This window comes from Candidatus Poriferisodalis sp. (assembly GCF_965208485.1).
GTDB lineage: Bacteria > Actinomycetota > Acidimicrobiia > Acidimicrobiales > Poriferisodalaceae > Poriferisodalis.
On the sequence record NZ_OZ242344.1, the window covers coordinates 221,397 to 235,828 of the forward strand.

Below are 14,432 nucleotides of genomic sequence, written 5' to 3' on the forward strand. Positions count from 1 at the left end.
CCGGCGTGGCCGTCACGCCCCTCACGCTCCTCGGACCGTGACACAGAAACTTCACCGAGTGGGCAAAGCAGCAGGCGTGCTGGAATCGCGTTGAGAGGTTGCGAGTGGACTGGCCCCGGAGTCTCGAACCGGATCTGCTGACTGGCGAAGAGGTCGCGTCGAGCAAACGAGCCGCGGCGAAGGATCAACGAGAACTGAACGGAATCGAGGCTCAGACTGCCACAGCCGAAGCGGGAGCTGAGTTCTGGAAGGCACTCAAGCAGTGGAGAACCGATGGGTGCATGACCGTCGTGAGCGCAGAACTCGGGACCTGGGGGTCCCGGGGCGGCCGGTCGCGTCGGTGTGGAACCGGCGGCGCATGGCATGCGAGAGCTGCGGTCGGCGGGACTGAACACGTCTGAACCGTGCCAAGACGCAGCGCTCAGGGATGAATCCCAAGGACCCGACCGAGTCCCAACGAACCAGCAAGCCGCAACCTGTCGCCGCTCAGCCACCCGACTCGAACGCTGCCTGACCTCCGAGGCCCGCCATCTTCCATGAACGAGGCCGCAGGAATCTGACGGGACCGGGCCCAGCAGGCATCGAAGCCTTGGGTGCGGGTCCTGTTGACGGCCAGTGACGAGATCGCTCGCGTCGCCGTGGTCTACGACCGCGACGGATCGCTCAGTCGCTGCTTCGAGGTCGAAGTCATGCACAACGACCTCGGACGCGGCGACGGGCTCGACCTGATCACAGACATGAGCTCCGACCTAGTGCCGTGTCAAGCAACCTTCGCTGTGGCGGGGATCGCTGGAGGGCCTGCTCGCAGGCGAAGCGACGGGGCCAGCAACCGCGCAAACGTTTGCTGACACGGTACTAGGACTCAGCATCGAAGCCTGAAGTGCAGTCCGGATGCATCCTGCAATCCCGTGACGACGGACGCTGCCGCTTCATGTGGTGAGTCGCCCCGCGTCTGATGCCCAGCAGGCGTTGCCGACGAGACCGTGGAGGCCTTCAGGGGCCGCCGCCTCGATCACATCGAGTTCCCCTTCGTCTGTCTCGACGCCGCGTATCTCAAAGTGCGCAACAGCGTCGGCCAGCCGACCTCGACGGCGACGGTCGTCGGCGCCATCCTCGCCGACCTCCACGACGAACGGCAGGCCACCGACCGGCGCTACCTCTCAGAAGACTCCATGAGCCAACTCCACCGCCAACCCGCTACCGCCACACCAGCCGAAATCGAACCGGCAGCCAACACCGAGGCACAACCCCAAAACCCACCACTCCGCAGGACATAGCCCGTGAGTGGGTCGAGCCGGCATGCTCCTTGACAATCGAATCCATGCCTAGTTCGCCCTGATCATAAGGGGTATGCCCCACCTACGTGGGGGTGAGTCCGCTTCGTCCGAGTCGTTTCTTTGCCGCATGGCATTCCATACGGCAAACTCAGGAGTGAATATCACCTGAGATTGCCGTATCTCCTCTATTGCGGCAATCTCATTATCCAAACGAGCAGGGACACGAGTCATGGGCAGAGCTGAGCGGCGCTATTGGGACAGCCGGACCAACACGTCACGAGCAGCGCGCACCGGCGATCCCGAGGGTTCGCAGTTCGACGCATTCGTGCCGCATCCGATTCTCGGCTGGGAACCGACACTTGACGCTCGCGCCTGGGAACGCGTGTCGAACGCCTCCGATAGCTGCCGCGACCTCAACGAGGAACGCGGCTCTGGTGAATTGCCTGCGGAATGGCTGCTCGAACGCGCCGAGAGCATCGCTTCGAGCACCATTGAGGAAATCCGGCCCTCGGCTCGTCGAGTGGCTCGAGCCGAGGCCCAATTGAAGCTCTTCGGCGAGAGGCCGCCCGACACTGAGATGCAGGCGCTGCGCAATATCGGAGTCACTCAGCACGCATCCGGGCTCGCGCGGTCAGGTGCCGAGCTGACCGTCGAGTCGCTGTGCGCGATGCACGCAACCCTCATGGGAGACGACCCCATCGCCGGTCAACTGCGGGACCGGCAGAACTGGGTCGGAGGGGGCGCTCTCGGGAGTCCGCTCACAGCGCGCCATGTCGGACCTCCAGCGCAGCTCGTTCCGGGGCTGCTCGACGATCTCGTCGCGTATGTCAACGCCGTCGACGGACCCCCGCTGGTGCGAGCGGCCGTCGCCCATGTCCAGTTCGAGACGATCCATCCGTTCCCGGACGGAAACGGCCGCACTGGCCGAGCCCTCATGCAGTTCATGCTCATGCGTGAATGCCTGATCCGGCGAGGAACACTGCCGGTGAGTTCGGCATTGATGCTCGAGAAGCCCCGCTACTTCGACGCGCTGGACGAGTTCCGTGTGATCGGCCCGGCCCATGACGATGCCCGATCCCGCTCCACCCAGCCATGGATCGAGATGCTCGCTGAGGCGACATCTCATGCCTGTGTGCTGCACAGACGATTGAATGCACACGTCGAAGCGCTGCGACAGCGATGGGCAGCGCGTGCTGCGGACAATCGGATTCGCCCGTCTAGTTCGGCTTTCAAGCTTCTCGCTCTCTTGCCTGCTCATCCAATCGTCACCGCCGGCAGCGCCAAGGAACTGCTCAGCACGAACGAACGAACCGCGCGTCACGCCGTCGCTCGGCTCGCGGAGGCCGGGATACTCGTACAGCGCAGCGCTGGTAAGCGCAACCGAGTCTTCGAGTGCAGCGACATGATGGATGCGTTCACGGAATCAGCGCGTGAGCAGCCCGCCGCCAACCTCTCACTGTTCACGTCGTCCGACGCCCCGGGACCGTCGCTACCGGCGGGAGCAGCCTCCGCAGATCGCTCAGGCGCAGTCACTTGCGGCGCAATCACCCGCCGAGGCAACAAGTGCCGTCATCCACGCCCGCGCCCTGGAGGGAGATGCCCTGCCGGGCATCTCGTGCGCTGAGGCATCCCGGACTCGGCTACCGTGGCTCTCAGTTGCGCAGCTTGCGTGAATCGACACGGCGTCGCCCGTAACTGGCGATGGCAACCAACAAGCTGATCAAGAACGCCATTGAGGCCCCCGGAGGAATCCGGGGACCTCAGGCTTTGCCAGTCCGATTGCTGGGGCTGCCCCCTCTTGGGGAGCGATCCGGGACTCTGCAGAGGCGCCCGTAACACCGACTCCGTCGGCGAGCCGCTCATCGCCAGTCGGCTGCGATCGCATGGCGAACCGTCCGTGCGCGGCGGCAGGAAGTCGAGAGCGAAGTGGCTGCGCCGGCGACGCCGAACCGCCGTGCATCTTGGCGCTGTGCCCCGCCGAGCGCCGTTGCACCCGTCGAGCGCCTGAGTCAGTTGTTGAGGATCGTCTCGCGAATCGGCTTCACTCGCCCTTCGATCCAGAGCTTGACCTCGATCCTGTCGGGTCGCATCGTGTGGTTGCCCGGGTTGAATCTCGGCTGAACGTCGAGGAAGACGTCCTTCTTGTTGGCCCAAGCAGGATCTACCCACCTGATGATGAAGCCATTGAATTCCTGATTCGATCGCGACGATTGAGGGAAGAGATTGAACGGGGAGCCTTCGCCTTCCTCGGTCTCCGGCCCGGCGGAGCGGTCATCGGCAGCCTCCTGCACCCAGACCGCCAACCCTGACCGATGCTGCTCAAAAAAACTCAGAACCTGTCTCGCGAAAGCTGTGCTCGCCCTTCGCCCTGCCGGTGCTGGGCAGCCCTTGGCGCGGCGAGCGCTGTGCTCGTCCTTGGCGCGTCCGGGCTGCGTCAGCCCTTCGCCCGACCCGCAAAACCGAACAGCTTGCCGGCGACCTTGCGGATCTGGATTTCCTCTGAGCCTTCGGTGATCCGGTAGCGGCGGTGGTGCCGGTAGATGTGCTCGAAGGGCATGTGACGGCCGTAGCCGTTGCCGCCGCAGCTCTGCATGGCCCGATCCGCGGCATCGCAGCAGAACCGGTTGCCGCGGTAGTTGCACATCGCCACCTTGTCGGTGATCTCCATGTGGTCGACGCCCTCGTCCATTTCCCAGGCGGTCTTCCAGATGAGCGCCCGGATCATCTCGGCCTCGGTGTAGAGCTCGGCCAGCGGGAACTGGATGGCCTGGTTCTGCGCCAGCGGCTTGCCGAACGTGGTGCGGTTGCTCACATAGTTCACAGCCACGTCGATGCAATGCAGGCCCGCGCCCACCGACGACGCCGCCTGGCGGATCCGGTTCTCGTGCACGAAGAGCTGCGCTGTCTGCAGGCCGCGGCCCTCGGTGCCCAAGATGTCGTCGTTGCTCACCCGCACGTCGGTCAGCCGGACATGGGCGTGGTCGGTGGGCATGTTGAAGGTCCACATGAACTTCTCGACTGCAAAGCCGGGTGTGTCCACCGGGACGATGAAGCAGGTGATGCCGTGGCCCTCGCCGGGGTTCCCTGAGGTGCGGGCGAAGATGTAGTCGTGGGTGGCGTGGTGGAGGCCGGTGTTCCAGTACTTCTCGCCGTTGATGACCCACTCGTCGCCGTCGCGCACCGCCGTGGTCTCCATCCAGGTGGCGTCCGAGCCGTGCAATGGCTCGGTCAGGCCGAACCCGATGCGGGCCTGGCCTTCCAGCATCCTGGGGATCCAGTACTCCTGCTGGGCGTCTGAGCCGTAGCGCTCCATCATCAGCACGGTCGGGAAGTTGCCGATGATCGAGTTCTCGTTCTGCAGGTCGTTGTGCAGACCGAGGCCCCGGCGAGCGAGGTGCTCCCGGATGATCGCCATTCCCAAGTTCGTGCCGTCGCTGCCGCCGAAGCGCTCCGGCAGGTGCCAGCGCAGGAACCCCGCCTTGTCGGCCTCTTTGCGCATCCGCACCAGCAGCGCTTCCCACTCCGCGTTGGGCAGGCCGTCGCGCTCCCAGTCGGTGCGCGAGTCCTCCCGGCGGTGGTCGAAGAAGCGGATGTTGTCGTCCTCGTTCTCGATCGGCTTGATGACGTCGTCGATGAACGTGTCCAAGTCGTCGAGCAACTGCGCGATGTCGGCGGGAATGGTGAAGTCCATGCGCGGCAAGCTACCGGGCCGCCTGTGACCCCGCCGGGCCGCGAGGATCGCTGTGCGAGGATGAGGCGGAGGAGGTCCAGATGAGCAAGGCGTTCGACATGATCATGCAGGGTCTTGACGATGCACGGCGCTTCATCGACGGTGAGCGCGAGGGATTTGTCGCGCATGAAGTGGCAGTCGCCGAGCCGGATGAGCATGGCGACGAAGATGCGGAGTCGAGGCGATGACGACGGTCGAGACGATGTCGGTGCTGGTGTGGTCTGACTATCTGTGACCGTGGTGCCACTTGGCCCGAGCCCGGGCAGTTCGCCTGGCTGAGCGTCACGACTTGGACATCACCTGGCTGGCGTACGAGATCCATCCCGAGGTGCCGCTCGATGGCATCGAGGTGCGCATGAGCTTCGAGCGGATCGCCGCGTTGGCTGAAGCTGAAGGAATCACGTTCGTGGTGCCGAAACGGCTGCGCAACAGCGCCAAGGCGCATCAGGCTGCGCTGGCGGTCGAGCACGCGGACCCCGATGCCGCTGAGCGCTACCACGACCGGCTCTATGGGGCCTACTGGGAATCCGAGTTCGACGTCAGCGATCCCGATGTGCTCGTCGGCTTGGCGTCGGATGTGGCCATCGACCCCGATGTTCTGCGGCGGGTGGTCGCCAAGGACGAGCTGATGCCGGCATTGCGGGCGTCGATGGCACGGGCGAACGAGTGGGGGATCAGCGCAACGCCGAGCTGGCTGTTCGACGGCCGGCTCGTCATCCCGGGAGCGCAGGACGACGACTTCATGGCAGACGTCATCACCCGGCTGCGCGAGCGCCCCACACCGCCGCCGAGCTAGGGACGACTCAAGGCTCTTGGTGCCCAGCGAGGCTGTAGCCGGGGCGGCAGCCGATCAGCCGCCGGCCTCGTGCGGCACGACGGGCAGTCCGTGCTCGATCCAGCCTTCGATGCCCCCGTTCAGATCGGTCGCCCGTGCGAATCCCAGCCGCTGCAGCTGGGCTGCGGCGAAGCTGGAGCTGTAACCCTGGTTGCAGAGGACGACGAGATGGTCATCGAGATCTGCAGCAGTTCCCTCCGAGGCGCCCGAGTCGGGGTCGAGGCGCCATTCGAGCACCAGCTGCCCGATGTGCTCGGAGCCCTCGATGACGCCGGTTCGCTCTCGGTCATCTCGCGGCCGGATGTCGATGACCCGCAGCCGCGGAGCTTCATCCAATACCTCAGCGCTCATCAGCTCTGCCAGCTCGGCGGGGCCGACCCGCTCCAGTCCCGCGCGCGCCTCTTCCAGCAGCTGGTGCACCGTCGTGCGCCGAGATTCAGACACTGCTCCATGCTCCCCAAGCCGCGATGCGCGCGATCCTAAGAGAGGCTGAGCCGGTAGGCGAAGCCGGGACTCGGCCGTGCCTCTGGAGCGCCGGTCTGCAGCCGATGTCCTGCCGCCGGCGGTCAGGCTGGATTGTCGATGAACTCAACCCAGTTTCCGTCGGGATCCTCGACCATGCCGACCACCACTCCGGGCCGTGCTTCGAGCCGCCGCCAGATGATCTTGGCCCCGGCGTCCTCGCAGGCGGTCATGACCTCTTCGAAGTTGCCGACGTTGAACGTGAAGTAGCGCAGTCCGGTGGCACCGGTAATGCCGCCCCCCGCCCCGGCAGGCACGTCAGTGACGGGCACCACCAGCTTCAGCAGGCTCTTGTCAGCCCACAGCCGGTGCATCTGAGCAATGCCGACTTGCTCCATGTTCAGCGTTTGCTCGAACTCCAGCCCGAGCACGTCCCGGTAGAACGCGAGCATCTCGTCGCCGTTGGTGGTGACGATGCCCAGGTCGAAGCCTTCCTTGGTGGGTTGCAGTGCCACGCTGTCTCGCTTTCGATGTCAAGCAGTTCAACGGTGAGCGTAGGGCAGGTCCTGTCGGGTCAGCCGTTGGCGACGGCGAGGAACCCTGGCGCGAAGCCGATGTCGATGGTCCGCTCCACCACCAGCGTGTCGCCGACCGCAACCTCGATCACCTGGTTGCTGGCCGGTTCGGTGACAAAGACGCGTCCGCCGGTCACTGCGAGCTGCCGGAACGGCTCGTCGGGGTCGCCCTCGGCGAAGGGAGAGATGACCTGGAGGGAGGCTGCAACCAAGCCGTCCTCGGGATCGACAAGGTGGAGGAATCCGTCCTGCGTCAGCACGAGCACATCGCCGTCGTCGCTGAACGTCACCCCCAGCGTGGCAATGCTCCGTTCGAGGTCGAATGACCGGATCGAATCGTTGCCCGGATCGGCGACCACGAGGTGCCGGGCACCGTGCGGCGCTGCAAGCAGGCCTTGCTCGGAGGCTGCCAGGATCCAGGCCCGCGCCGGGCCGAACCCGTAGGGGTCCTCGTCGTCGATCTGCGGGTAGCTGAGATACGTGCCGGACCAGCTCCCGTCGTCATGGGTGACGACAGCGATGCCGTCGATGCAGGCTGCAGCGACGCTGTGGGCGACGGAGGCCTCACCGTGAGCGAGCGGGCAGTCGAACTGCGCTTGGACCACGCCGTCGGCGTCGCTGATGCCGACGACGTTGAGAAGGATCTCCATGTCCTCGGTGGGCACGGTGACGAAATATGCGCCGTGCGTGGGTACTGCGAAGCCGTGGTGGGGCGCGCTGGTCGGCACCTCAGCGGTCACCGACACCTGCCCGTCGACGAGCATCTCCTCAGTGACCACCAGTGCGTTGCCGGTGCCGTCGAAGTGGAAGGCGTTGAGGCCGTCGTGGCTCATGAGGTGCGTGGGCATCGGGCCGTCGACTCGGCCCAGCATCTTCGGGGTCGACATGTAGTGGTCGAAGTGATCACCGTGGAGCACGGACCAGACGCCGGTGTCGACGACGGCCACCCCGTCGTCGTGACCCACCAGCACGAAGCGTCCCGACTCGGTCATCGCTGAGGACAGTGCTGCCGGGGCGTCGAGTTCAATGGAGACCGTTGAACCATCGGTGAGGTCGATCAGGTCGAGCACTGGCTGATCGTGTGCGGCCACCACCAGCAACTGCCGTGCCTGGTCCAGCCTGACGACGTCCGCATCCGCCTCGTCGTGGTCGTGGTCGTCGGCGGCAGCGGCGGTGGAGGTCGTCTCGGCAACGGTTGCCGGGGTCTGCTCGCTCGACTCCGCTTCGGAGGAACTGCCTGTGCAGCCCACCAGCGCGAAGAGCGTCAATGACGAGAGCGCAACGAAGACGGAGCGCCCCAGCGATTTCCTTGAAATGTGTTGCATTCGCCGGACGCCATCAGGATTAGGAACGATTCCTAATTTGGTCCGATGAATGGCGATACCGCTAGTCGTTGCTGGCGCCGAGGCCAGCCCGGGCGTCCGTCTGGATGCCCTAAGGCGGGATGGGGTAGCGCAAGCCGTTGAGCAGGCTGGCCACATGGGCGCGCGCGGAACAGGTTAGGAGTGCGTCGGCAGGATGCATCTGAAGCTATGTTTCCATATATCTCATATGGTTACATAGTTTTCACATAACTTAGGATAGATTATGTTGTCGGTAGCGTGGCTGCCGTGGACAACATGTGGACCGTGGAAGTGTTCGAGGCAGAAGACGGCTCGATCCCGTTCGAGCGGTTCGCCAGATCCTTGTCCGATTTCAAGTTCGCAGCACTCGACATGGCGATCAAGCATGTTCTCGCGGACCGTGGTCTTGACCTCGCCGGCACGCATTGGCCCAGGCCCGCCGGCACGGGACTTCACGAGTTCCGTGTCCGACACGATGCGGGTGATATCGCCCGGATGTTCGACCTCGCGCCCGGTCTTGCGGGCACCAAGGGGGAAGAGGTGCTCCTGCGCGTGTTCGTGCATTTCTACGGCGAGAAGATCATCCTGTTACTGGGTGGCTTCGACAAAAGCAGGGACGCAAAGCGCCAGCGACGCGAAATCGACGCGGCGAAGTCTCTGCTGCTGCAGTTCAAGCAGCAGAGACTTCGTACCAAGCGTCGTCGTTGACAGGATATGGTTAATTTCCTATATTCTCGGTGAAGAGGAGTTCCTCGATGTCTCGTGCATACGACCATGCAGTCGCACCTCGCCGAGCACAACTCGGTTCGGAGGCTGTCGAGCAAGGCGAAGTCCTCGCTGAGGCATACAAGATCGCGGTTCAGGTCATGGACTTGCGCGGGAAGCATGGCCTCACCCAAGCTCAGCTCGCTCAGCGCTGTGGCATGAGCCAAGCAGACATCAGCCGGATCGAGCGTGGCTCGACCAGCCCGACGACGCGCACCCTGCAGCGAATCGCCGACGCCCTCGACGCCGAAGTTCATCTCGTCGTCCGCTCATCGTCCTGAAGCGCTCGGGCATCGACGACCCAAGGCGACCTCAGCCGTAGGCGATCAGTCGTAGCTGGCGCCGAGGCCGGCCCGGGCGTCGGTCTGGATGCCATAGGGCGGGATGGGGTAGCGCAGACCGTTGCGTGACAGCGCTTCCATGCCTTCGACTGCTACTACCAGATCCTCGGGCGTGAGGGCGATCAGCAGCTCGTCTTCCATCACGCCGCCGTAGCGCCGCTCGGCGAAGCAGGGGATCGACACGCTCGGCTCGCCGGTGCGCAGCGCCCGGCCCCATGAGTCCGCGCACGCAGATTCGCCCACGCAGCCCCATTCCATCTTCTTGTAGCCGCGCCACTGCAGGCCGTTGATCAGGATGATCATCTGCGCGGGCGTCGCATAGATCAGGCACACGTCGGGCGGGTTGAGGCGCTTGGCCCCGAGCGGCGAGACGACCATGGCCTCGTAGGTGCCGTAGTCCACGAATTCCATGGCGTGCTGATGCGCCGAAGCGTCTTCCAGAGTCTCGAACCACACCCCGGCCATGCGGTCGCCCGAGAGCCACTTGTCGTCCTGGGGATGCAATCCGATCACGGCACCGCACTGGGCGCCGACGAGGTCGTCCATCGTGACGCCGACCGTCCAGTTCAGCCGGCACGCCATTCCCACGATCTGATCGGTGGTGTGGATGTCCTTCGGGCGCCGCACGCGCGGGACGGCCTCCATGTCCTCTCTGGTCTCGAAGAGCTTCATGCCGATCGGTGTCGTCCGGATCCGCAGCACGGCCTGCAGGCGGCCCAGCAACTCGTCCCAGTCGATCGATGCCGTGCGCACATGCGCTGCGGTCTCGGTGGCTGCGTCGGCGGTGTCGGTCTGCGTCACGGCTGTCCCCTCGTCCGCGGCCGCCGTGCGTCTGCGAGCAGTCGACTGGGCAGCGGTCGTCTTCGAACGGTCACGTTAGTTCGGCGACCGCTAGCGTGAGCCGCCGAGCAAGCGCAGATCGTGCGATGGGAGACGGGCAATGGCTGAAGGTCTGAGAGTGGAGCGGGACGGACGGGTCGGGCTGGTGATCATGGACCGACCTCCGCACAACTTCCTGAGCTTCCGCCAGGTGCATGACATCGCCGATGCGCTGGTGGAGCTGGAGGATGACATGAGCATCGGCTGCGCTGTCCTGGCTGCCGAAGGCCGCTCGTTCTGCGCCGGGGCCGACTTGGGCGGCGAGGGCGTCGGCGGCGGGGCCGACGAGAAGGTCGGCGGCGGCGCCACGCTGCAGCTCTACCAGGGCTCGGGGCGGCTGTTCGATGTCACCCTGCCGATCGTCGGCGCGATCCACGGACCGGCCATCGGCGGCGGCTTGGGTCTGGCGATGGTGCCTGACATCCGCATCACCTGTCCCGAGGCCCGCTTCTGCGCCAACTTTGCGTCGTTGGGCATTCACCAAGGCTTCGGCATGAGCGTGACCATGCCGGCGTTGTTGGGACCCGAGCGTGCCGCGAAGGTGCTGCTGGGCGCTAAGCGCTACAAGGGCGACGAGGCCGTCGAGCTAGGCCTCGCGGACGAGTGCGTGCCCGTGAATCAGGTGCGCGACTGTGCACTGGAGGTCGCCCGCGAGATCGCGGCGAACGCCCCGCTGGCGGTGCGTGCCATCAAGGCCACGCTGCGGCTGGGTCTCGGCGACAAGGTGCGCGACATCACCCAGCGCGAGGCGGCTGAGCAACTGCGGCTGTCAGGCACCGAGGACGCCCGCGAGGGGATGAAGGCCGTGTCGGAGCGTCGCCCGGGCAACTTCGTCGGCCGGTAGGCAGAGCTTGAAGCCCCTCGGGCATCGCGACGGCTAGAGCGGAAGCGTCGCGAGGCGTTCGAGCGTGCGCAGGTCGTGGACTTCGAGGCGGGATTCGCGTGACCCGTCGAATCCCCAACCCTTCGTGCCGAGGGTCCACAGATCGTCGCCGATGACGATGCTGCGCACGATGGTGTTCTGCTCGTAGTCGGGCCAGCAGACGTACGCGGATTCGCCGGCTCGCAGCAGGCCGAGATGCTCGACCTCAGACGCCAAGTAGGAGTCGTCCCAGCAGGAGAAACCGGTCATGCCTGACTCGCCCTGTTCGCAGGCGATTGCCCGGCCGTCGCCCTCGGTGACGATGTGCTCCGTCTCGGTTGAGAACTCGTCGCGGTCGGCTGTCGGCAGGTCTTCGGGCGTGATAATGCGGCAATCGGTCGTGCCGGGTTCGGCGTCTTCGTCCGCATGGGTGATGCGTCCCGCCTCAAGGATGGACCCGCCGCTCACCTGCAACACGACCGCGCCGGACCAGTCCGGCCAGACCGTCACGGGCACCACCGCGAGACGCTCGGGCGCCCACCACAGGAACGCCCGATGGTCCCAGCCCACGTCGTTCCAGCCGTCGGGCGCGGACCACACCGCGATCTCGAGCGGCGCGGCAAGGTCGCTGACGTCGAACAGCGACACCTTGGAACCGGTGATCCGGCCGTCGAGGTCTGCGTCGGCGCCGACGCCGAGCACTAGGCCGTCCCCGATGGGGTGGAGGTAGCTGGAGAATCCCGGGATCTTCAGCTCGCCGATCACCTCGGGATCGGCCGGATCGGACAGGTCTACGGTGTAGAAGGGATCGATCTGGCGGAACGTCACCACGTAGCCGATGTCGCCGACGAAGCGCACCGACTGCACCTGCTCGCCCCGTCCGATGTCGCCGACGCTGCCGACCTCGACGAGTCGGTCGCCGTCCTGTCGCAGCACCCGCACGAATGACTCCGAGTCGGTGCTCCAACGATCGCCCTCAGTGGTCACGACCCGCAGGTGACCGTCGTGCTCAGACAGCGAGAACTGGTTGTGGATCACCCCCGGCAACTCGCCGGACGCCTCGTAGACCGCGTTCGGCCCCGAAGCGATATCGAAGCGGTGGATGCTGGTGCTCCGCTCCTGCCAAGCCCGCTCCCAGGCCTGCTCGTCGTCGAACTCGGAGGAGTCCAGCCAGCGCGTGGTGGACACATACAGCGACTCCACCGATGCGTACACCGTGTCGCCGGGAGCTACCACCGCCGTCGAGGCCGAGGGATCGAACGCGCCGTCGATGGGCACGCTCATCACCGTGGTGACACCGAAGCCTGAGAAGACCGACGGCGCATGCACCTTGGCGCACTCCGTCAGCAGCAGCCCGTCCGCGGCGTCGCGGTTGCCCGCTGCGAAGTGCGGGAGCCAGTCGTCGAGCGTGGAGTTCAGGATCGCTGTGCGGTTCGCGTTCTCGGCGGTCTGCTCGCCGGCTTCGCTCTGCGGGTACACGAACGGAAAGTTGTTGTGGGGATCATGGCGCATGATGACGCGGGCCACGCCGTCGACACTGCGGGCGCTGAGGTAGCTGCCTTGGACGCGCAGCGTGTCAATGATCTCGGGCTGTCCGCCGCTCAGGTCGACGCGCTGAAGGATCGACTCGGCGCCGCCGCTGTGTTCGCTGTGCGTCTGCACGACGACGAGCAGGCTGTCGCCGTGCAGGAACAGCTCGGGCGACCATCCGGCGGCGATGTCCGCCGTACCGAGGACTTGGCGCGTCGCCACGTCGGCCACTACGAGCCGGCCCGATGACAGCGTGATGACCCGGCGTCCGTCGGTCTTGACGATGTCTGCCTCGTCGACGCCTTGCTCCTGCACATTGGTGCCGGAGAAGTCGACGCCCTCGACGGGCGCAGGCTGGACGACGCCCTCGGAGGCAGCAGTGCTCTCGACTGCCGCCATCTCCTCGTCGGCCATGTCGTCGGTCGCCGCTTCGAGGCCAATCCACCCGTCGCCTCCGAATCCCCACGGTCCGACACGGACCGCGTGCTCCTGGCGCAGGTGGTCGAGCAGTGCGTCGCAGTCGTCGAAGCGGACAAGGTTCGCCGTAAGCGTGACATCGTCCCTGTCCAGTTCGAGGTGCGGCTGATCGCCGCTGCCGGTGCATGCAGCGGCGACGAGTGCTGAGCACACGGTCGTCATCAGTCCCCTTCGCAGATGTCTCATGTGTGCTGTCCCCTCGTGAGCCGGCCTGTGTCGCTGGAGCGAACCGCAGACCCGTTTGAGTGATGAGACGGACGACGATGCCGCGTGGTTCCTTGCAATTCGGTGACAGGTGATGAAGAGCCTCTTTGTTGACGCCGGTTGCCGCCTGATGAGCTGAATGTAGGGCATGCCGTCCGCCTGGGAGTCGGTGCGCTAGTACAGGGGTCATGATTCGCATGCGAGTCGCGATCACGGGCGTCCGGGGGCTGATCGGCGGAGCGCTCGCCACCAGCTTGCGTGCCGATGGCCACGAGGTCGTCGGCATCTCCCGTCGTCGCGAACCCGTTGGTGCGCTAGGCGCGGACGACGAGACGGCCGAGCGGGCGGTCGCTTGGGACGTGGCCGCCGGCAAGATTGACGCTTCCGCGCTCGAAGGACTCGATGCCATCGTCCATCTGGCGGGCGAGAGCATCGGGGGACGGTGGACTGCCACTCGCAAGGCTGCGATCATGTCGAGCCGCGTCGATTCCACCCGGCTGCTCGCGGGGGCGATTCGCGAGCTCGATGCAAAGCCTTCAGTGTTCGTCTGCGGCTCGGCGGTCGGCTTCTACGGCAACCGCGGCGAGGATGAGCTGACCGAGCGGTCGCTGCCTGGCGACGGCTTCTTGGCCGATGTGTGCATGCGGTGGGAGCGCGCCGCGGTGCCGATCCCCGATGCCGGGGTGAGGCTTGTGCGCATTCGCACCGGTCTCGTCGTGGGTCCGGGAGCCGAGGCCATCAGCCGGATGGCGAAGATCACACGACTCGGCGCCGGCGGCCCGCTGGGGGGTGGCCGGCAGTGGTGGAGTTGGATCAGCCTGGACGACGAGGTGCGGGCCATCCGCCATCTCATCGACAGCGATGCGAACGGGGCGTTCAACCTGACGTCCCCCAACCCCGTCCGCCAGCGCGACTTCCAGCAGGCGCTGAGCGCAGCATTGAGACGCCCGTCGTTCATGCCGGCGCCGAAGCTCGCTCTGCGGGCTGCGCTGGGCGAGATGGGTCAGGGGCTGCTGCTGGACTCGACCCGGGTGCTGCCCGATGCGCTCAGCGAGGACGGGTTCGAGTTCTCCCATCCGCAGCTCGCTGACGCTCTGGCTGACGCTGTCTAGCTCTGTCTAGCTGCGACGTTCGGCACGCTGCGTCCTAGCG

Annotated in this window: 16 protein-coding genes; 9 read left to right on the forward strand and 7 right to left on the reverse strand. The window is 65.7% G+C overall.

The genetic code is table 11. The features are described from left to right. Positions 1-277: 277 nt before the first annotated feature. From ACOGXQ_RS01015 to ACOGXQ_RS01025, 3 genes are all read left to right on the forward strand, one after another. Positions 278-391, forward strand: a complete 114-nt coding sequence (locus ACOGXQ_RS01015; protein ID WP_419947444.1) for a transposase family protein — start codon at positions 278-280, stop codon at positions 389-391. 592 nt (positions 392-983) lie between these two features. After that, positions 984-1,277, forward strand: a complete 294-nt coding sequence (locus ACOGXQ_RS01020; protein WP_419945615.1) for a transposase — start codon at positions 984-986, stop codon at positions 1,275-1,277. Between the two features lie 229 nt (positions 1,278-1,506). Beyond that, positions 1,507-2,901: a Fic family protein gene (locus ACOGXQ_RS01025; protein WP_419945616.1), complete on the forward strand. Its 1,395-nt coding sequence runs from the start codon at positions 1,507-1,509 to the stop codon at positions 2,899-2,901. A 385-nt stretch (positions 2,902-3,286) separates the two neighbouring features. Here the strand turns inward: ACOGXQ_RS01025 and ACOGXQ_RS01030 are convergent, their stop codons facing one another. Both ACOGXQ_RS01030 and ACOGXQ_RS01035 read right to left on the reverse strand, forming a co-directional pair. Further along, a complete protein-coding gene (locus ACOGXQ_RS01030) occupies positions 3,287-3,580 on the reverse strand; it encodes a hypothetical protein (RefSeq protein ID WP_419945617.1) in 294 nt (97 codons plus the stop codon). Positions 3,581-3,711: 131 nt separating this feature from the next. Next, positions 3,712-4,968 carry an acyl-CoA dehydrogenase family protein gene (locus ACOGXQ_RS01035; protein WP_419945618.1) on the reverse strand — a complete coding sequence of 419 codons (1,257 nt, stop codon included), beginning with the start codon at positions 4,966-4,968 and terminating at the stop codon, positions 3,712-3,714. 80 nt (positions 4,969-5,048) lie between these two features. Between ACOGXQ_RS01035 and ACOGXQ_RS01040 the strand changes: the two genes are divergently transcribed. After that, positions 5,049-5,195 carry a hypothetical protein gene (locus tag ACOGXQ_RS01040; protein WP_419945619.1) on the forward strand — a complete coding sequence of 49 codons (147 nt, stop codon included), beginning with the start codon at positions 5,049-5,051 and terminating at the stop codon, positions 5,193-5,195. Between the two features lie 59 nt (positions 5,196-5,254). After that, positions 5,255-5,803, forward strand: a complete 549-nt coding sequence (locus ACOGXQ_RS01045) for a DsbA family oxidoreductase (protein ID WP_419945620.1) — start codon at positions 5,255-5,257, stop codon at positions 5,801-5,803. 54 nt (positions 5,804-5,857) lie between these two features. On the opposite strand, the gene ACOGXQ_RS01050 is transcribed toward ACOGXQ_RS01045, so the two are convergent. The 3 genes from ACOGXQ_RS01050 to ACOGXQ_RS01060 form a co-directional block, all read right to left on the reverse strand. Further along, entirely contained in the window at positions 5,858-6,286 is a 429-nt protein-coding gene (locus ACOGXQ_RS01050) for a rhodanese-like domain-containing protein (RefSeq protein WP_419945621.1), read from the reverse strand. A gap of 122 nt (positions 6,287-6,408) precedes the next feature. Next, positions 6,409-6,819: a VOC family protein gene (locus tag ACOGXQ_RS01055; protein ID WP_419945622.1), complete on the reverse strand. Its 411-nt coding sequence runs from the start codon at positions 6,817-6,819 to the stop codon at positions 6,409-6,411. Positions 6,820-6,878: 59 nt separating this feature from the next. After that, on the reverse strand, positions 6,879-8,204 hold the full coding sequence (locus ACOGXQ_RS01060) for a hypothetical protein (RefSeq protein WP_419945623.1): 1,326 nt from the start codon (positions 8,202-8,204) through the stop codon (positions 6,879-6,881). A 285-nt stretch (positions 8,205-8,489) separates the two neighbouring features. Between ACOGXQ_RS01060 and ACOGXQ_RS01065 the strand changes: the two genes are divergently transcribed. Beyond that, complete coding sequence (locus tag ACOGXQ_RS01065) at positions 8,490-8,930, forward strand: hypothetical protein (protein WP_419945624.1); 441 nt, start codon at positions 8,490-8,492, stop codon at positions 8,928-8,930. A gap of 47 nt (positions 8,931-8,977) precedes the next feature. Continuing rightward, positions 8,978-9,268, forward strand: coding sequence for a helix-turn-helix domain-containing protein (locus tag ACOGXQ_RS01070; protein ID WP_419945625.1), 291 nt, complete (start codon positions 8,978-8,980; stop codon positions 9,266-9,268). Between the two features lie 45 nt (positions 9,269-9,313). On the opposite strand, the gene ACOGXQ_RS01075 is transcribed toward ACOGXQ_RS01070, so the two are convergent. Continuing rightward, positions 9,314-10,081, reverse strand: coding sequence for a DUF169 domain-containing protein (locus tag ACOGXQ_RS01075; RefSeq protein ID WP_419947445.1), 768 nt, complete (start codon positions 10,079-10,081; stop codon positions 9,314-9,316). Positions 10,082-10,268: 187 nt separating this feature from the next. On the opposite strand from ACOGXQ_RS01075, the gene ACOGXQ_RS01080 reads away from it, so the two are divergent. Further along, positions 10,269-11,051: an enoyl-CoA hydratase/isomerase family protein gene (locus ACOGXQ_RS01080; RefSeq protein ID WP_419945626.1), complete on the forward strand. Its 783-nt coding sequence runs from the start codon at positions 10,269-10,271 to the stop codon at positions 11,049-11,051. Between the two features lie 33 nt (positions 11,052-11,084). Here the strand turns inward: ACOGXQ_RS01080 and ACOGXQ_RS01085 are convergent, their stop codons facing one another. Next, entirely contained in the window at positions 11,085-13,262 is a 2,178-nt protein-coding gene (locus ACOGXQ_RS01085) for a beta-propeller domain-containing protein (RefSeq protein ID WP_419945627.1), read from the reverse strand. 206 nt (positions 13,263-13,468) lie between these two features. Between ACOGXQ_RS01085 and ACOGXQ_RS01090 the strand changes: the two genes are divergently transcribed. After that, positions 13,469-14,392: a TIGR01777 family oxidoreductase gene (locus ACOGXQ_RS01090; protein WP_419945628.1), complete on the forward strand. Its 924-nt coding sequence runs from the start codon at positions 13,469-13,471 to the stop codon at positions 14,390-14,392. Positions 14,393-14,432: the final 40 nt, after the last annotated feature.